Source organism: Shewanella sp. N2AIL (assembly GCF_022690845.1).
GTDB classification, from domain to species: domain Bacteria; phylum Pseudomonadota; class Gammaproteobacteria; order Enterobacterales; family Shewanellaceae; genus Shewanella; species Shewanella baltica.
The window spans coordinates 1-19,233 of sequence record NZ_JALBYT010000032.1 but is presented as its reverse complement, the minus strand read 5'-3'; the positions used below and the strand labels follow the sequence as shown (position 1 = coordinate 19,233).

Sequence of the window (19,233 nt, the reverse complement as noted above, 5' to 3'; positions counted from 1 at the left end):
TCGTTTTTATATAACTCAGGCAAGCGCAAGTCTCTGAGTGCTATTGCCTTTGCGCTGTGCTTAGCCGTTAAGTCACATTAGCTGCGGAGTATTTGCAACGGCAGGCTGAGCATATCATCGCCCGTTCCAGCTAAGTGCCAGATGATGCCGACTAAGGCGCCAACCGTGAGCAAATACCAAATAACCGAGAAGATTTGCCCGTATCTGTCTAATGGCAGCAGATGGCTTTGATGGCGAGTACGCCACTCGAAAATAATTTCTAGGCTGCCAATTAACAATAAGAAGCCCAATAGCGCTAAGCCTAAGGTGTAGCTGATATACACTCCGAAAGCGGCACCGGCGGCGCAGGCGACCAAGCCCATGATGCTGTTCATTGAAAAACTAATGCTCTTTAAAATATGGCCGCCATCGAGTGGCAAAATAGGCAATAAATTAAATAGGTTAAGTAGCGCATTAAAGGCGGCAAGGCCTGCAAAAAACACATTGCCCGTAGCGTGGTAAGCAATCAAGGATGCGATGGACATCAGGAGTCCAAAGGTTGGCCCCATGATAGAAATCACCACATCTTGCCAACGCGTATTAATTTTCTCATCGGAGAGGGCAAGTCCGCCCATAAAGGGAATAAGATAAATTCCTTTGGTTTTCATCCCAAAATATTTCATCGCGCGGATATGGCCGTATTCGTGGAATACCAAGCAGGCGATAAGCGCAAGGGCAAATTGGAAGGAGAATAGCCAAGAATAAGCGGCAACGCTGGCGCCCGCTAACACTACTTTTATGACTTTGGCGCTCTTTAACAGTTTAAAACCAAGGGAGGCAAGTCCTACCATGCTCAGTTTTTGCTGCTTCACAATGGGCGTTTCTGGAGTTTGGCGTTCAATATCTTTTTCGGTGCGTCGGCCTTGGTCGATGATTTTGTCATCCAGCAGCAAGCAGTAATCAAGGCGGAAAGGCTGCCAAACGAGATCGGTTTCGAGGCGAACTTGGATTTTATTTTCTGTCATGGCGATGGCTTGCTCGCTACTTTCGGTCGCCAATGGGCTGCTGTGGTGGGTGAGCTCAAAGACATGAACCTTGAGGCCGCCATTGTCGACGGAAGCTTCTTTTTGTGAGACTAAGGTATTGTCCCAGAAGAGTTGTTGCCAGCCCGCGAGTGAGCCTTCTAAGCGCAGTTGTTTGCCTAAGCAGTCAATCTTAAGTAGTTCCAATTTCGGTTCCATCTGTTTGTATATTTAGTGCCAACTTAAACGTCATCCCTTGAGTCGACGCTGAAAACGGTCATTTTGGAGTGCATGTTAGCCGCGCTTTGTCGGTTGACTCGGCGCTACTACACAGCGGCAAATTATGCCTGTGAATTCACTATGAGGATATTAGCTTTTAAGGTCATAGTGTTTTTTATTGAGTAACTGAGTTATTGCTAGCCATTTATGATGGTATTTCAGCTGCTTGCCGTTTATTCATCGAGGGTGCGTACAATTTCAATCCCTTGGGAAATCGTTGTGAAAGCCAACTTAGCGACGCAACATTGTCCCAGTGCTTGGGCATGATTTTGAACCCACTTGATAAATTCATTGAGCGATAAATCTTGTTTTTGGCGTACTAATCGCGGTAGTTCACCGACGGGATCTTCATGGATTTTTTGCGGACAGGCACTGATAAGATAGCGCCTGCCTTTGGAGTCCAGTAATTGGTCAGTATCGATAAAATGATGCTGATAGAGGCAGGCCAATTCGAGCCAATCCCTTTGGTGTTCTAGGTAAAGTAATTCATCATTTTGAGTCAATTTTACAATGGCAGGCCATTCAATACTCGACATCTTAACGCTAGTCATTTCAGATCCTTAGGAAGTTTAAAATGGGCTCTGAGACAGTCTCTGAGAACAATCATTGGCAGTAGGCAAGGATTAGAATTATACAAGAAGATACTTGGCATGCTGCGTGAGTTTATCTAATAGCAGTATGCCACGCTGAGGGAAGATTGATAGAGGCCTGAACGCGTTCGCAGAGTCTGGCAGAATGAGCAAGGAGTAGTGAATGTGTCATTACTCCTCGCGAGTATTAAGTCGTCGGTGCAGCTTTGGCCTTGGCGTTATAGTCAAAGTTAATTTCTTGATTAACATTAGCAATGCAGCAAGTGCCGTGTTCACGGGCAGTGCGATGATTCGCTGGACCTATATGTAACTCAACATTGAGGAATACGTGTTTAAGCACTTCGATGCGGTATTTCTCGTAATAGCCTTCGACTTCTTGTTTTAAGGTATCGAACTCGAGTTCTTCACGGGTGCGCTCATCCAAAATACGATTCTTCTGGTCGAGCATCATCTTGATTTGCTCGATCATCACAGCGTCGCCTTGCCATTCTGACTTTGGGGGTAATTTATTGAGGCGAGCCTCAATATCTAAACTGGCGACAACCATAGCTTTAACGCTTTCATCGAGTAGCTTGAGATCTTGCTTAAGTTCCCCATGTTCCATCGCGCAATAAACGTCGGTTTTGGTTCCCGCTGTTGCCCCTATGACAACCGCCGTGATGCCTTTCTCTGCACGTGCGACACCGCCCACCAGATCGCCACGACGACCACTCGGATCGCTGACCGTTAAACTGCCAGCTGTTTTGGTATGGCTGTGCAGCAACTGTTTAGTGACTAAGATATTGCCCTTGGCCACTAAGTTGGAATATTGCACAAACTGGGCGCTGATCTGGCCTTGAGAATGGATATTGGTAGAGTATTCATTAGCTTTGATTTGTCTGCCTATGATGCCTTTACTGACTGTGACATCACCTTCCGCCTCTAGGGTCGCGGAGTCCACAAAGCCCATTACGGTTATATCACCCGAACTTTTAACTAGCATGCCCTCGTGGACATCGCCGGTGATTAAAATACTGCCCTTAAAGCTGATATGGCCTGTGCTGATATCGACATCTTTAAGCTGCAAAATATCATCGACATTCATGCCTGTACGGGTTTCGACGGGTTGGCCTGGCACAGTGGCGATGAGTTTATTGGGATCTTTGGGATGAAAATCTGTACCTGTACCTGCTTGAAGCACGGCATCTTTACCCGGTTTTTGTTTAAGCACTTCGCCCTTGATGTTGTAACCCGGCGTGCCTTCGGTGGCGGGGTGCTTAACCATCAAGAGATCATTGGCTTTGACGACGATAAGCGAGCCGAGATTGCGCATATCGACACTGCCATCTTCCCGCTCTTGTGGCTGGAGTAAGCGTTCGCGTGCGAGGAACACTTTGCGTTCTAATACCGCATTGAGTCCATTGACTGGCGCTTTACCTTGGGCGATGTCACTTTGGCAGACTTCGCCCGCCTTGAGCGTACCGAGTTGTTTCAGTAGCGCTTGAATTTTGAGTTTGCTTAACCCCATGCAGACGTTGTTCTTTTTGAGATGGGTAAGGATCTCTGGCAAATCTATCTGTTTACCGCCCCATGCTGCGGTCAGTTTGAGGCTGGCTTGCATTTTATCTGGGCTAATTTCGATTGCTATGGTGCCATCGCGGCGTTCAGCCAAAGTGGCGTAGAGCTCAAATTTCCCGTCGTCTTGACTGCACAGAGAGTTGATTTTTGCGACGGTTTTAGTAATGGCAGGCTCTAGTGGAAACAGGGAGGCGAATTCAGGTAAAGACAACAGGCGCATTATATCTTCATGGGTAACTGGGCCATGGACATTAGGGATCAGGCGCAATTCAGCTTTGGTCTTATCGCTGTTTAGCTCAATGAGTTCAGGGTCCAGCATAGGGGCATTCCTAGTAATTGCGTTTTATTATTGTTTAAGAAGCTGATTTGAGTATAACAGTAGAAACTTAGGGTAAAGAAGCCTTTTTGGCTGCAAAAACAGCAAATGTTGGCATTTTGTTGTTAATGGTCTATGGGGTGGTTTTTAAATAGTTTTTTATAATAAATTGAATGGGATAAGCAGTGTTATCTCTGGTTTATTCCTACTAATAGCAGTGTAAGCCGCAACTTAATGCTAACTTTCGATTTAGCCATTATTTTGATGTTTTAAATCAAATCCCTATGCTAGGAACGGCAGTTTGATGTAAATGAAAGCTTGTTTACCGGAATCGCTGACATGCGGCAGATCACAATATTGAGTTTTGTAACGCGAGGAAAGATAAGCTTTATCTGAAAAAAACAGGGATAGTGATACGAGTGAGTATGAGGCGTAGTCAATAACGCGCCTATAGCTGAAGCATAAGCGCGTTCTCGATAGCGGTTTTACTTGTGCTGGAAGTAATACAGCTTGTACTTGTTGTTATCGGCAACCACTTTTAATTGGCCAAATTCGGCGGCAATGATATCTGAATAGGGTAAGTGGCGGTTGGCGACAATTTGCCAAATGCCGTTATGTTGTAATTGCTTGGCACTATCAGTGACAAAGTTCTGCGCTATGCTGGTGGTGCTTGCAAGGCCATCGTGGAACGGCGGATTAGAGATAATGCCGTTAAATTTCCCAGTGGTTTGCGCGAGCCCATCTGAAGGATAGACTTTGGCCGTCATGCCATTGGCGGCTAAGGTGAGTTCGCAGGAAGCCAAGGCCATCGCATTAATATCGACACACTCTAAAGATAAGCTCGGCTGCGCCTTGAGCAGGGCAGCGGCAATCACGCCGGCGCCACATCCAAAATCGAGCACTCGGCCCGAGAGTGTCGGTAGGTGCGACAGTAACAATTCAGTGCCCAGATCTAAGCGTTTTTCGCTAAACACCCCGACTAAGTTACAGATACTGATCTCGCCCTGTGGCGTCGAGAGTTGATACTGACTGACCCAGTCGCTGAGTTTCATCGCCGGCGCGCTGCCTTCTAAGCTGCTGCCAAATAACAAGCAGTGGCGAGCGTTATCGAGCTTCATCCCTGTCGCAAAATACTCAGGCAACAGCTTCACTAAAGACTTAATCCCGCCTTTGTTTTCTCCCACGACTAACAGTTGGCCGTTAGGCACAAGATGATTGGCGGCGAGGTTAAACAAATAAGGTGCTAAGGGTTTGGCTTTGGGGAAATAAACAATAACCGTATCGTACTTTTCTCGTTCAAGCGGATCTTGGTGCGGCAGGTCATGGCCGAAATAGCAACGCAGCTTTGTGTTGGCGTGCGGCGCTAAGTGCAAGTAATGGTGGTAATCCAAGGCGAGTGCATCGACCGATGCCGCGACATCGAGCAGGGCTTTTGGCAGTAGATCGGCTTCATGATTGAGCACTAACACTTTATGTTGGCTTAGGCTGTCTTGATTACGAATAATGACTTGCGATGGATTGGTTAACACGGTTACTGGCACCTATAAACTTAAGTGTGGGCATTATACCCGTTATTCACGCCTGAGCCAGTTTGCATCGAATCCCTACTCAAAGACCTAATAAAATCCCTAATAAAAAGACCCAATAAAAAAGGCAACTGCATTATGCGGTTGCCTTTAATGAACGGAATCGATTAACGCTTAGCTTTTAGGTTTCTTCGGTTTAGGTAATAAGCTAAAAATCTTATTGGCGATATCGGTATTATCTTGATGGCCGTTAAACAGCTCAGACGCCGGACCTGCGGCAAAAACTTGTACGTCTGTGCCTGTGTGACCGTCGGTTGTCCAACCTGTATCAGTACGTTTATCAATAAGATGGCGAATCGCCACCGCCATGGTTTCTAATCCCTGCATTCTGGCGACGTTCAATTTGGCGACTTCTTCTTCGCTAAGTTCAAAGCCTAAACCGCGGGCGAGATCGGCTTGCCATTGCTCACCAGTGATTGCGGCTAAGGCCAAAGTGTCTGTGCTGGCCGAGATATTACGCAGGATTTCAGGGTTCCAGCTGTAATTGCCATCGACGCCAATCGATAGACCACCGGTATTGTGGTCGGCGGTGATCACCATCAGGGTATCGGGATGTTCACGCACAAATTGCTCAACCACTTCAATGGCATTGGAGAATTCATCCATCTCACCCATGGCTGTGGCGATGTCGTTATTGTGGCCCGCCCAGTCGATGAGACTCCCTTCGACTAACAACACAAAACCTTGGTCATTTTGCGACAGTAAGCTGAGTGCTTTTTGAGTTAAGGTGCTGAGTTTTCTTGCATCTTTCTCATCAATCGCCCAAGGCAATTGTACTTCGGCAAACAGGCCCAACACTTTTGGTTGGGTGATGCTGGCGAGATCCTCAAAACGGCTGATGTGTTGATAGCCCTTGGCTTTGAACTGCTCTAACAGCGCAGGAGGAAAATACTTTTGACCACCGCCTAAAAATACATCGGCGTTGGTTTCTAAATAGCTGAGTGCCAGAGCGTCGTAGTTTTTACGGCTCTCGTTGTGGGCCAAAAAGGCGGCTGGCGTGGCGTGGTTGATTTGCGACGTTACCGCGACCCCTGTGCTAAGGCCAAGGGATTTGGCTTTTTCGAGTATGGTCGGCAGTGGTTGCTTTTGGGTATCGACCGAAATCGCCCCATTATAGGATTTTACCCCAGTGGCGAGTGCGGTTGCCGCGGCGGCTGAGTCAGTCACATAACCACTGACGCTCGCGGGATAGGTACTCGCCATGCCTACCAGTAAACGGTCGAATACGGTTTGTTCGACTTCTTCAGTGTCAGGATTATCTTTGTAATAGCGATAGGCGCTAGTGTAAGACGGCCCCATACCATCACCTATCATGATGACGATATTTTTCGGTCGCGATGGCGCTTTCGTTGGACCCGTTTCATCTGCCCAAACTGGCGTAGATAACAGCAAACTGATGCCGAGTAACAAGAGTGGCGCTTTGGTGAAACTCATATCACATCCCTAGAAGTGGTTCGGCGCTCGCGATGTGCTCGCGCCTTACAATCAACAAACTCGTTGGTAAATTCTTATGCTGTGGCGTTAATACGTGCTTCGATAGCATCCATTAACATGCCCGTGATGTCGACATCAAATGCCGCTTGGATTTCACGGATACAGGTTGGGCTCGTCACATTGATCTCAGTCAGCTTGTCACCAATGACATCCAGCCCGACAAAAATCAGTCCACGTTTTTTAAGCTCAGGGCCAATGGCGCGTGCAATTGCCCAATCGCTGTCGGATAAAGGCTGCGCCACACCGCTACCCCCAGCAGCTAAGTTGCCACGGGTTTCGCCTTTCATTGGGATACGTGCCAACGCGTAAGGTACCGGCTCGCCATCGACCACTAAAATGCGTTTATCGCCTTTAGTAATTTCAGGGATAAAGGCTTGCGCCATCGCATATTGTTGGCCATAGCAGGTCAAGGTCTCGATGATCACCCCAAGGTTAGGGTCATCCTGCTTCACGCGGAAAATCGAGGTGCCGCCCATGCCATCTAAAGGCTTGAGAATGATATCGCCCTTAGCTTGGTGGAAAGCGCGGATACGTTTGGCATCACGTGTCACGATAGTTTCTGGGGTGAATTCGCTAAACCATGCGGTGAACAGCTTTTCGTTAGCATCGCGTAGGCTTTGTGGCTTGTTGACGATTAACACGCCTTGTTCTTCGGCGCGCTCAAGCATGTAAGTGGCGTAGATAAATTCAGTATCAAATGGCGGGTCTTTACGCATTAAGATCACGTCGAGTTCGCTCATTGGCGTGTCTTGAGATTCACCTAGCTCATACCATTTGCTCGCATCATTGATAACAGTTAACGGACGCATATTGGCCATCGCCACGCCGTTGACCATGGCAAGATCGGCCATTTCCATATAAAACAGCTGATAACCTCTGTCCTGCGCGGCCATTAACATGGCAAAACTGGAGTCTTTCTTAATGTTGATCTCACTGATGGGGTCCATCACTATGCCGAGTTTTATCATTAATCTGTTCCTTATTTGTCGCCGTTTGCAGGCAAAAAAGCATTTATTGGATAATGGGGTCTGTCATGCCAGCGCAGCTTGCGGCTGCGGTTTAGCCTAAATCACCAAATCTGAGTTGCAGCGCTGTAATGGCCGTGAGCGAGGCGGTTTCAGTGCGAAGCACTCTGGGGCCAAGCAACACATCGGTAAATTGATAGGTTTCTGTCATGGCGATTTCTTCCGCTGACAAACCACCTTCTGGACCAATTAACAGGCGCACGCGTGTGTGCGCTAAATCTAAGCCATTGATACCGTGTGCGGCACGTGGATGTAAATTGAGTTTCAGTGCCGAGGTTGGCTCACTGCACCAATCGTGTAAGTCCATCGCTGGGCGAACCACGGGCACTTGGCTGCGCCCCGATTGTTCACAGGCGCTCACAACGATTTTCTGCCATTGCTGAATTTTTTTCTCTAGGCGCTCGCCATTGAGTTTTACGCCGCAGCGATCGGAAAACAGCGGCGTAATGGTATTAACACCCAGCTCGACCGATTTTTGAATGGTGAATTCCATTCTATCACCACGGGAAATTACTTGGCCTAAGTGCAAGTTGAGTGGCGACTCAGATAAATTGGCCTCACAGGAAAGCAGTTTTACTGTGACATGCTTTTTACCTGCATCGACAATTTCAGCAAGATAATCATGGCCATCGCCATTGAATAGGCTGATATGTTCGCCGTTACCCATGCGCAGCACTTTGCCGATATGGGCCGCGCCATCTTCGTCTAAGTTCAACTGTTGATTGATGGCTAATGGTTGAGGTTGATAAATTCTTGGGACTCTCATTGTCGACCTTACTCGGCTAATTGTTGACGCAGTGGTGGCGCATTACAGGCATTCTGCACAAAGGGGTTATGGTTGCCTTGAGTTTGCGCTATGGCGTTATCGCGTTTGCACTCAATAGTATCAACTGGATAGGTTTTATCCCATGCCTTAAACAATTTTAATTGGCTCGACGCGATTTTAAGCCCATAGGTCTGCTGCATATAGAGGTAGGTTCTGGCGATCTTACCGCGGGCGTTTACGGGCGGCTGCGCCTGACGATTCTTAAAATCGACCACCATAGCACATTGGCCATACTGGTCGGCTTTACCGTTCCATTGGCTAAAACGGAAGTTGCTGCGATCGCCGTTCACTTCACCGATAGCGGGCACTAAGTTGTGCATGTCCGCTTCCATCTTATTAAATTCGTTACTGTTATCGGCGCAGTTTTTACGCCCGCCCTTTTGCCAGCATTGGAGCTGATGGCCAAATTCCCAAGCGGGCACTATGTGTTCCCACTCGATACGGTTGGCGCGGGTTTCCTGTTTACGGACTTGATAACCGCAGCTGGCGAGATCGGGTTTCCACGATTTGCCTTTGATCTGAATATCGCAGCCACAGTAAAAACTGGTGGCGGGTAGAGTGCCTTGGCGACTTCCGGCGTAGAGCGCCTGCGACTTAGTTTTCGCTTGGCTGAAACTGCTGGGGTGTGACACTGAGGCGCTAGCGGGCACAGATGAGGTCGCGGCCCAAGTGATTAGGCACAACAAAAGTCGCCGCGAATTAACGGTTAAAGAAGTTTTGTTCAAAATTTATCCCAAAATAACAAACACTACGCGAGCCTTTGGCTCGTCTTTTATGGCGTGATGGTAAGGGAAATGCCGCTGCTTATGCAAATTGCGTCGTACTTTTTACTCACGCAATTCCCAAATGCTGAAATTCGAATTGTGGAGTGGGTGTGAGGATTGTGCGCGAAGAGTGCTTAGATCGCCGTTAAATGGGCCTTACAACGTTTACAGATGTAACGGCTTTCACCGCGTAGCACCTTGTTATGGCGGCGAATACTCAACCGAATCGGTCCACAGGCGCAGCGATACTCCACGTCGCGACCTGCCACAGAAGTGGTATTGAAGCTGTGGGTGGTACTCGGGTTAACCTTAAATACCGTTAGCATCAAAGATTGCCATTCTTTACCGTGGGGCTTGGTTTTGCCAAAAAGCTGAAAACACAATAAATGACAAATTTCGTGCGGTACAACTTCAGTTAGAAAAGCTTCGCTGTTTTCGCGTAGCAACACGGGATTGAATCGCAAACGATTCTGCTGCAGATGAGCCGTACCCGCGCTCTTTCCCCTGAGACTAAATTGAGTGAGTGGGCGTGGAAAAGCGCGCTTAAGCGATATCTCCGCTTCTTGATAACAAGCTTCAATTCGCTCTAGTACTTGTATTTGCAGTGATGAGAGTGGGCGTGATGAACCGGTGAAAATATGTGCCTGAGCCAGATCTTGTACTGGTGGACTCGTTATCAGCTGCGACTTATCTTGGCTTTGGCCCAAGGCTGCGTATGTCGATTTTGTCAGTGGGGCGAGTGCTTCACTGCTGCGACGACGTAAAGTATTGAGTAAGTCTGCAGGTTTCAACATAGGGTTAGCGTTGGATCTCGTCGGTTAAAGGTAAACATTGAGTGCTTAACACTCATTTGGTTATAAAAGCATCAGTTATGAAGCGTCAGTTTTGAAGCCAATCCTATGTATGGCGCTTGGCTTCTGCGTTCGAACGCTTGTTCTTGCAATCCGCTCTTATACTCAGCCTTCCAAATCAGCGATTGAAATTAGCGCTTGAAATAAGAGTCAGGCCAAGCGTTCGCATCATAGCGAACGCTATCTGACAATGCCAGTTTCAGCCAGTGTGACTTGGCTTATAAACTCGCCGCCGCTTGCATCACCATAGTGCGCACTTGTTCGACTATGGCTTGCTCTGTATCGGCATCATAGCCTTTGACTCTTGGGGTGTGAATGTGGCCGACTTTCGCACGGCTATTAAACTTTTGCTGCAACACTATGGCGCGATAGGAAATTTCATTAGAAAGATAACCGCCGCCAGAGCCTTCGACTGACGTTTCGTTTTGCAGCTCATTCAATGATGTTGCACTAAACTCACCGCGGGCAAGGGTCGTGACAGTGTGGTTATCGTTGACTTTCCATTGGCCATCTTTTACTTGCATGGCGGCAACAGGCAGCGAGAATTCGACAAATTGCGGGCCGATAAAATCTTTGCCATTGAGCTTGGGGGCAACCGGTGCGGTTTTAGTGCCGCCAGTGAGGACATTTTGGTTATCGGGCGCCGCTGCACTGCGATTGCGGGCAGGGAAGCGTTCAATATCAAAGTCAGTTCGGCCCATGCTGACGGTAAATACAAATTGGGTTTTAGGATCGCGGTATATCGGGCTCAGTAGTGATTCGATAAGTCCTTGGTCAAAATCTTCAAAACGCACTGGCACCATAGCAGTTTCGATTTGCGCCGTTTTGCCATTTACATCAAAGCGGAAACCATCCAAGGCGAGGGCGACTAAGCCGGAAGGGTTACTCTGGGTGATATCTTTATCGAGGAAGAAGGGATCGAAACCCGTGAGGAATATTTTGATTTGGACATCATCACCATATTGAATATCGCTAAATCCCCGTGAGGCCTTTTCAACCGCACTCATTAATATGTCTTGTTGCCAATCGGCCATTTTAAAGTTGGCGCTGGTGGTTTTTAGACTATTAAGCATGGCAAGGCGCGCCCAATATAAAGGTCGGTCGTCAACATGACCGGACTGCACATCGCGTACCGCCTGTTGCCATAATCTGTGACCTTGGCGCGCCGCTAATTGGGTGGCATCGACTTCGTTTTTCTTTGAGCTTAGTTGAGCCAGACCATCGTCAAGTGCTTGATAGCGAGTGACTACGTCGCCCATGGTTTTTTCGGCTGTGGGTAGGCGGGAAACTTCAACATCACCCAATAGCTGCACAGCACTGGCCGTATTGATCAAGCTACTGGCGAGGATTAGCATTAACACTGGCTTCAACATTTTTGATTTCCCTGTAGTGATTAGACGTTATTGATTGGAAATGATGTTCATCTCGTCCTGCGGAAGGCTCTTATGCCAAAAAGTATGCACTACAAGCAGAGGGTAATAAAGTTATGCTCATTGATCTTCGTCATCTTATGCCAATATCTTCTATCTCAACATCTTCTATTTCAAAGGCGGCGGAGCTGGCATCAGTCCTTCTATGGCAGAACTTACTTGCCTCTTTTTTGCCACAATTGGTCAGCAGTTTGCTAGGGCATGCAAACACGCTAAGTGATAGCCTTAATCACTTTTTTAGTTCATTGGATTTTTTGTTTTCTACAAGGAGACTTTATGCGTTCGTTCGCCATATCGACTGTGTTGGTGATGTCCTCACTGTTAGCGTCGTCAATCTTTGCTGCCCCAGCTTTTGCCTCAACCGCGGTGAAGACGGAGTGGCAAGAAACCCGCAGTTGGGATGCCATTTTTACTCAGCACCAAGTTGAACCGCAACAAGCTAAGCAACAACAAGCTAAACCGCAAAAAACTAAGTCCCAACAAGCCTCGGGCGTGGTGGTGCTGTGGAACGAAAACAAGCAACAGGGATACACCAACAATCTCAAACGTGCCAATCAAGGTTTTTTACCGGCATCGACCTTTAAAATCCCCAATAGCTTGATTGCGCTCGAGCTGGGTGTGGTGAAGGATGAGCATCAAGTGTTTAAATGGGATGGTAAAAGTCGTGATATCGCCACTTGGAATCGTGACCACAACTTGATTACCGGGATGAAGTATTCGGTTGTGCCTGTCTATCAAGAGTTTGCCCGCCAAATTGGTGAGGCGCGGATGTCGAAGATGATCGCCTCCTTCGATTATGGCAATGAGGATATCTCGGGTAACTTAGATAGCTTTTGGCTCGATGGCGGTATTCGGATTTCTGCCACTGAGCAAATTGATTTCCTGCGTCGGCTTTATCACAACAAGATCCATGCCTCAGAGCGCAGTCAACGAATCGTTAAGCAGGCCATGCTCACCGAGGCGAATTCTGACTATATTATTCGCGCAAAAACCGGCTATGCGGTCAGAGCTGAACCAAGTATTGGCTGGTGGGTGGGTTGGGTAGAACTCGATGATAATGTGTGGTTTTTTGCAATGAATATGGATATACCCGACGCCGCAGGTTTGCCATTGCGTCAAGCCATCACTAAAGAAGTTTTAAAACTGGAACAGGTTATTCCTTAGGTCGCGTAAGCATCGCGTATCTAAACCTTGCGAGAATAGCGTATGAAGCTGCCTACTTGGCTGACATGAATCGTGATGCTAAAAGCTTAGACTCAGATCTAGGCTTTTTTATTAGGCTTTTTTGAAACAGGTTTCCTTTATGCGACAGGAAACTTTAACCCATGAGGGATTGCAGACTTTCTTGGCTGCTAAAGCGTTTTACGAAGAAGTCTAAGAAGACGCTGATGTTGGTGGCCAGTTGACGTCGACTCGAATAAACCCCGTAAACCTTAAAGGGTTCAATTGGCCATTCCTGTAAAATCGGTACTAGCTGTCCATTGGCGAGTTCGGTCTTACAGGCCGAATTGGATAGCATGGCGATGCCAAAATCATCCATGGCTAATTGCTTCACCATGATAGGGCTGTTGACCCGTACTTTACGTTGGAAGTTCGCCATGGTTTTACGCGAACCTTTACCCAATGGCCAAATCGGCGCCGAGCGAGAAGTGCCCAATAAAATACCACTGTGCAGGCTGAGTTCTTTTGGCGTTGCGGGCGTGCCTTTAAGTTTTAAGTAACCAGGGCTTGCGACTAAAATCGGTTGGCGTTCAAACAGTAATCGTGCGACTAAGTCCGACGATTGAAGTGGGCCATATTTGATGGCTATGTCATATCCTTCGCCGACTAAACCAATATCGTTGTCGGTAAACTGGACATCCAATTCAACATTGGGATATAAACGCATAAATCCGCTACAGAGGTTAGCGATAAGTTCTTGGCTAAATGACACTGGGATCGCAATCCGTAATGATCCTGACACATCATCGTGAGTATTCTCGATAACAGCCTTGGCCGCTTCCACCTCATTGCGAATGGAATCACAGTGTTGGTAAAAGAGTGCCCCGACTTGGGTCAGACTCAAGTTACGGGTGTCGCGCTGTAGCAATCGCACGCCAAGTTGTTCTTCAAGCTGCGCGATTTTGCGACTTATGGTGGATTTTGGGTGGCCGGTTTCACGTGCAGCTTGGGAGAATCCCTTAGCTCTAACTACGGCTGCAAATAGCATCATACCGTTTAAATCTGGCATGTTTTTCCCACTGTCTCATATTTGGAACATAGCGTCTTATGCAGTTTAATGGCATTTGACGGGATAACAAAGTTATATTTATTGGCTAAAAATTTTCAGAGGCTAAGCAGAGGATCTTTTGATGACCAGCAATAATCAGCCCACACACATGACTCAAGCCCAAACGCCCGATCCGCTTTTTTTACAAGCCGAGCATTTGGCAAAGGATTTTTCTCTGTTTCCTAAGCACAGTAAACAGAGTTTATCGGAAGAAATTAAAGGTCTTTTAAATGAGGATGCCATCCAGGCAAACTTGAAAGACTTGGCATCGTTAGATGTCGACGGTTACGTTACTAAAGTGATCCAGCCGACCCAAGATAAAGGTCGTCCTGGTGCAAAACGTATCATTGCCGATCTTAAAGGTCGCTTGATTACTGAAACTCACTTGGGCTCTTTTTACAGTGCTGAGGTCGAGCTGAACTTTGGTTCACGCACTCGTCGTATTGGCTTTATCGCCCAAGAACGCACTACCGCAAACGGTGCTTGGATGCCTGAGCATCATTACGCCGCCTGTAAAGCAATTCGTCATTTTGCCGAATTGTCTATGCCTATTATCTATTTAATTGATACTCCTGGAGCTGATGCTGGTGAAATCGCTAACAGCCAAAACCAAGCGCATTCAATTTCTAAAGCTATCGCAGAAAGCGCCAACGTTGACGTACCGACAGTCGGTATTGTGATCGGTGCCGGTTATTCTGGTGGTGCGATTCCATTAGCGGCGGCGAACATTCTGTTGTCGTTGCGTGACGGTATTTTCAACACGATCCAGCCACAAGGTCTGCAAAGTATTGCCCGTAAGTACAACTTATCTTGGCAAGAATGTGCGAAATCTGTGGGTGTATCACCAGAAGAGCTTTATACCTCAGGCTGTATCGACGGTATCATCGACTTTTCACCGGGTGACCGTGATGAGCGTCAGCACAATTTGCGCCGCGCTATTATTAGCAGCGTAGAAGCGGTTGAGCGTGCAGCAATGAATTTTGTGCGTGAATCTAAAGATTTACGTGAGCATTATGACCGCAGCTTAACTCGTTTCCTAAATCCATCTAAAAACTTGATGGCTTTGGAACTGAACGCAGAATTGGCTGTGGCAACGAGCCCAACCAGTCACCACAATCTGTTTGGTAGTGCTTATCGTTATTTGCGTTATTTAACGCTGCGTAGCCGTATCCATTCGATTTCTCAAGAGCAATACGGTCGTCTGTCACGTGCTAGTGTGCCAGAAGGTGATTTGTTGGCGCGTATCCAACAGGAACAAGATCGTGTGTTCCAAGCTTGGTTATCTAACCCAGATAAACTGGTTTATGACGAAGAACTGAATAAATTGTGGACTACTTTTGTCGCTAAGCGTGATGAAGTGTCTACCGAGCGTAACATGTTGACTCGTTTGATTTTGGGTGAACCAAAAGAGAACTATAAGAAAGCACGTAAGGCGCTGTTATTTAACATCAGCTGGTCTTTGTATCACCGCTGGAAGAGTAATGCGGCCAACAACTTCAAAGGGCTGATTCAGCACTTAGAAAGTTTGCCAAAGTCTGTAACTCAAGCTAAATGGCCTGAGCTGAATCAGTTGACCGTTCTCGATGTGGTTGTGAATGAAGAACTGCGTGAAGACTTTATTTGGCAATGCCATAACATTCTGATCTTCAATGCCTTGTACGACAACGTTGTCGGTAGCTTAGCGTCAATCGCGAAAGAAGCCATGATGTCGAAGAGTTTGTCACGTAATTCAGTGAACAACCTGCTGCACAAGTCAATTGACCATGCAATGTCGACACAAGATACCTCGAACGACAAAGCTAAGTTCTACAAGTGGCTAAAATACTTCATGGGTCAATCGAACCGTGCCGATTTATTAGTCCGCGTAGAGCAGTGGAAGAGTGTGGGTTTTCCACAACTTAACGACAGTCTATTCGTGGTACTGACTTACTTCTTCGAACGTCTACTGCCTGAGTATTTCGATAGCGAAAGCGATACCAGCAAGTACACTGGCGCGATCAACCCAGTGCGTATCGGTCGTCGTAAGGACTTCTGGAACCGCTTGACCATGGGTTATCAGGATTTATTGATCCAAAAAGTGCTGCGTGACGAAAAACGTAAAGGCAACATGACTTGGGAAAATGTGGTTAAGCAGTTCTTTACCCATTTCGAAGAGATCAATGGCGACAAAATGTCGGCTAACTTGCTCAACTTCCCAGGCTTCCGTTTATCGATTGAAGACGCGTTAGATAAAGGCATTCGCCCATGTGGTTTGATCACAGGTATTGCTGACTTTAAAGAAAAAGGTCAAAAAGTTCGCGTGGGTGTGGCTGTGTCTAACACTGCATTCCAAGCCGGTGCATTCGATATGGCCAGTGCCGAGAAATTCTCAGCGCTGTTGATCGAGTGTGCTAAGCGTAAATTACCCGTTGTGTGCTTTATCAGTTCTGGCGGGATGCAGACTAAAGAAGGTGCTGCGGCACTATTCTCTATGGCTGTGGTGAACGACCGCATCACGCGCTTTATTCGTGATAACGAATTGCCTGTACTGATGTTTGGCTTTGGTGACTGTACTGGTGGTGCGCAGGCGAGTTTTGTGACTCACCCATTAGTGCAAACTTACTACCTGTCTGGCACTAACATGCCATTCGCAGGTCAAATGGTAGTGCCAGCTTACTTGCCATCAACGGCAACCTTGTCTAACTACTTGTCAAAAGTACCTGGCGCAATGGCGGGCTTAGTCCATAACCCATTCAGCGACAATTTAGACTCTCAGTTAGCGGGTATCGATCCTCTGATGCCAATGCCTTCGGCAAAAATTAACGACGTGATCATCAATGCACTGTCGACCTTAGTGGTTGAAGCAACTGTTGAAGAAGAAGTGATCGTGCAGAACGATCCACGCCAGTTAATGAAGCCAATTAACAAAGTATTGGTTCACGCCCGTGGTTGTACTGCGGTGAAATTGATCCGTAAGGCGCATGACAATAATATCAATGTGGTATTAGTGGCGTCGGATCCTGATATGACATCAGTGCCAGCGGACATGCTCAAAGACACCGACAAGTTAGTTTGTTTAGGGGGGAATACCTCGGACGAAAGTTACTTGAATGCTTACTCAGTGCTGAAAGTGGCCGAGTATGAGCAAGTGGATGCATTACACCCTGGTATCGGTTTCCTATCAGAAAGCCCGCAGTTTGCTGCACTGTGTGTGAATAACGGTGTTAACTTCGTCGGTCCTAGCGTGCATTCAATGACGACTATGGGTAACAAGTCGAACGCAATTAAGACATCGCAAGCGCAAAATGTACCTGTAGTGCCAGGTTCTCACGGTATTCTGACCAATGCAGAGCAAGCCGTTAACGTGGCGAGCGAAATTGGCTATCCAGTACTGCTTAAAGCGGTACAAGGCGGTGGCGGTAAAGGTATTCAGGTTGTGAAACGTCCTGAAGACATGATTGGTCTATTCCAAAAAACCGCAACCGAAGCGGCAGCTGCCTTTGGTAACGGTGACTTGTACTTAGAGAAATATGTGACATCACTGCGTCACATCGAAGTGCAGTTACTGCGTGACAAGTTCGGCAACGCCAAAGTATTAGGTTTGCGTGACTGTTCGGTTCAACGTAACAACCAAAAAGTAGTCGAAGAATCTGGTTCAACTATGTTGCCAGATGAGCTGAAGAGACAAGTACTGGCTTATACCCGTGCTTTAGGTGACGCGACTGATTACATGGGCGCAGGTACCGTTGAGTTCATCTATAACTTAGATGCAAACGAAGTTTACTTCATGGAAATGAACACGCGTCTGCAGGTTGAGCATCCAGTAACGGAAGCCACTTCAGGTATTGATATCGTTAGCGCGCAGTTTGATATTGCAGCTGGCCGTTCAATTGAAGCGTTAGAGCCGAAAGAAATTGGTTATGCGATGGAAGTACGTGTGACGGCTGAGAAAGCGGCGCTCGATAGCCATGGCATACTGCAGCTGATCCCAAATCCAGGCAAGATCACTGAATGTGTGTTCCCAGAACATCCAGATGTGGAAATCATATCGATTGCTGCGCCAGGTAAAGAAGTATCGCCATACTACGATAGCTTGATTGCGCAAATCATCATGCGCGGTGAAAACCGTGAAGATGTGATTGCCAAACTGTACGAATACTTAGACAGCGTAGTGCTGAAAGGCATCGCGACTAACATTCCGTTACTCAAGCTGATCCTCAAAGACGGTACCTTCAACGAAGGTGTTTACGATACTAACTATCTGCCACGTTTAATGGCTGAGCTGGATATTCCTGCGTTGATCGCTGAAATGGAAGCCGCTGCTGAAACTGTGGAAGTGGACACTGAGTCACTGCGTGTTGGTGAAAGTAACGAACTGAAAGTGTTAGCCCAAGGCGCAGGTATCTTCTATACCTCTTCTGCGCCAGGTGAAGCGGATTTCGTGAAAGAAGGTGACATAGTCACAGTCGATCAAACGCTAGCACTCACAGAAGCGATGAAGATGTTCTCGCAAGTGACCTTAGCCGGCTTTAACCGTCAGAGTGCGATTCTGTACCCTGAGGATAAGAAGTATCGCATCGAGCGCATCCTGAACAGCAATGGTCAGCAAGTGTCTCAAGGTGACTTACTCTTCGTGGTATCGCCAGTTGAAGAATAAGCTCAGCGTTTAACGCAATAGCTGAATGAGAAAATACCCGCCACTGGCGGGTATTTTTTTAGCATTGTTATTTGGTTCTACTATATGAAAGAAGGTTAACACTCTTAATATATATGACGGTTTTAATGAACCAACTTAGAGCCAAGAGATAAGTTGATAATATACAAGTTACCAGTATCAGCATTGTGTAAGACCGGTATCTCTGATTAAGTCGTCAAAGAGCCCTTTTAATCAGCCGTTCGCCTATTAAAACTGAACAGGCAGCACCAAGAACCTACCCTTGATCTCGATAATCAACGAAAACCCCATGCCTTATCCGTAGTAATACAGGCCAATCCAACCTCATATTAAGCTGAAACTGACTCAAAATTGAGCCGAGTGTGGATAAGTTTGGGGGTAAGTGGTGAGTATCTTGTGGCTAGCTTGGAGAATATGAATTAACTGCAAATTTCCTTAAAATAGGGGTTGCGCACTTTCTCAATCTCCCTATAATGCGCATCCACTGACACGGCAGACAGCGAAAGCAAGCTGGCGAGTTAGGTTGAATTGAATGGCTTACTCTCTGTTGAGAATGGCACTTAATTCAATCGCAGCAAGAAGTTGAAAATA

General features: G+C 47.1%; 13 protein-coding genes. 2 read left to right on the top strand and 11 right to left on the bottom strand.

All coding sequences use genetic code 11. The features are described 5' to 3' along the window. Nucleotides 1-77: 77 nt before the first annotated feature. The 10 genes from MO387_RS16715 to MO387_RS16670 form a co-directional block, all read right to left on the bottom strand. Nucleotides 78-1,220 (bottom strand): site-2 protease family protein, encoded by a 1,143-nt coding sequence (locus MO387_RS16715; RefSeq protein WP_199908781.1) that lies wholly within the window; start codon nucleotides 1,218-1,220, stop codon nucleotides 78-80. 233 nt (nucleotides 1,221-1,453) lie between these two features. After that, nucleotides 1,454-1,831 (bottom strand): DUF4144 domain-containing protein, encoded by a 378-nt coding sequence (locus MO387_RS16710; RefSeq protein ID WP_107946569.1) that lies wholly within the window; start codon nucleotides 1,829-1,831, stop codon nucleotides 1,454-1,456. Between the two features lie 226 nt (nucleotides 1,832-2,057). After that, nucleotides 2,058-3,746, bottom strand: a complete 1,689-nt coding sequence (locus MO387_RS16705) for a FapA family protein (RefSeq protein WP_107946570.1) — start codon at nucleotides 3,744-3,746, stop codon at nucleotides 2,058-2,060. Nucleotides 3,747-4,228: 482 nt separating this feature from the next. Further along, nucleotides 4,229-5,272, bottom strand: a complete 1,044-nt coding sequence (locus tag MO387_RS16700) for a methyltransferase (protein ID WP_006083002.1) — start codon at nucleotides 5,270-5,272, stop codon at nucleotides 4,229-4,231. Nucleotides 5,273-5,443: 171 nt separating this feature from the next. Then, nucleotides 5,444-6,763 carry an alkaline phosphatase gene (locus MO387_RS16695; RefSeq protein WP_107946571.1) on the bottom strand — a complete coding sequence of 440 codons (1,320 nt, stop codon included), beginning with the start codon at nucleotides 6,761-6,763 and terminating at the stop codon, nucleotides 5,444-5,446. Nucleotides 6,764-6,837: 74 nt separating this feature from the next. Beyond that, on the bottom strand, nucleotides 6,838-7,791 hold the full coding sequence (gene gshB / locus MO387_RS16690) for a glutathione synthase (RefSeq protein ID WP_107946572.1): 954 nt from the start codon (nucleotides 7,789-7,791) through the stop codon (nucleotides 6,838-6,840). Between the two features lie 91 nt (nucleotides 7,792-7,882). Then, complete coding sequence (rsmE, locus tag MO387_RS16685) at nucleotides 7,883-8,614, bottom strand: 16S rRNA (uracil(1498)-N(3))-methyltransferase (RefSeq protein WP_006082999.1); 732 nt, start codon at nucleotides 8,612-8,614, stop codon at nucleotides 7,883-7,885. An 8-nt stretch (nucleotides 8,615-8,622) separates the two neighbouring features. Further along, nucleotides 8,623-9,402: an endonuclease EndA gene (gene endA, locus MO387_RS16680; protein ID WP_086010611.1), complete on the bottom strand. Its 780-nt coding sequence runs from the start codon at nucleotides 9,400-9,402 to the stop codon at nucleotides 8,623-8,625. Between the two features lie 170 nt (nucleotides 9,403-9,572). Continuing rightward, entirely contained in the window at nucleotides 9,573-10,232 is a 660-nt protein-coding gene (locus tag MO387_RS16675) for a SprT family zinc-dependent metalloprotease (protein WP_107946573.1), read from the bottom strand. Nucleotides 10,233-10,507: 275 nt separating this feature from the next. After that, nucleotides 10,508-11,662, bottom strand: a complete 1,155-nt coding sequence (locus tag MO387_RS16670) for a hypothetical protein (protein ID WP_107946574.1) — start codon at nucleotides 11,660-11,662, stop codon at nucleotides 10,508-10,510. 333 nt (nucleotides 11,663-11,995) lie between these two features. On the opposite strand from MO387_RS16670, the gene blaOXA reads away from it, so the two are divergent. Further along, nucleotides 11,996-12,883, top strand: coding sequence for an OXA-548 family class D beta-lactamase (blaOXA, locus tag MO387_RS16665; RefSeq protein ID WP_107946575.1), 888 nt, complete (start codon nucleotides 11,996-11,998; stop codon nucleotides 12,881-12,883). Between the two features lie 154 nt (nucleotides 12,884-13,037). Here blaOXA and MO387_RS16660 read toward each other — a convergent pair whose 3' ends face one another. Beyond that, nucleotides 13,038-13,949: a LysR family transcriptional regulator gene (locus tag MO387_RS16660; RefSeq protein ID WP_006082994.1), complete on the bottom strand. Its 912-nt coding sequence runs from the start codon at nucleotides 13,947-13,949 to the stop codon at nucleotides 13,038-13,040. A 121-nt stretch (nucleotides 13,950-14,070) separates the two neighbouring features. Here MO387_RS16660 and MO387_RS16655 point away from each other — a divergent pair, with 121 nt between their 5' ends. After that, a complete protein-coding gene (locus tag MO387_RS16655; RefSeq protein ID WP_107946576.1) occupies nucleotides 14,071-18,624 on the top strand; it encodes a biotin carboxylase N-terminal domain-containing protein in 4,554 nt (1,517 codons plus the stop codon). The last annotated feature ends 609 nt before the right edge of the window (nucleotides 18,625-19,233 follow it).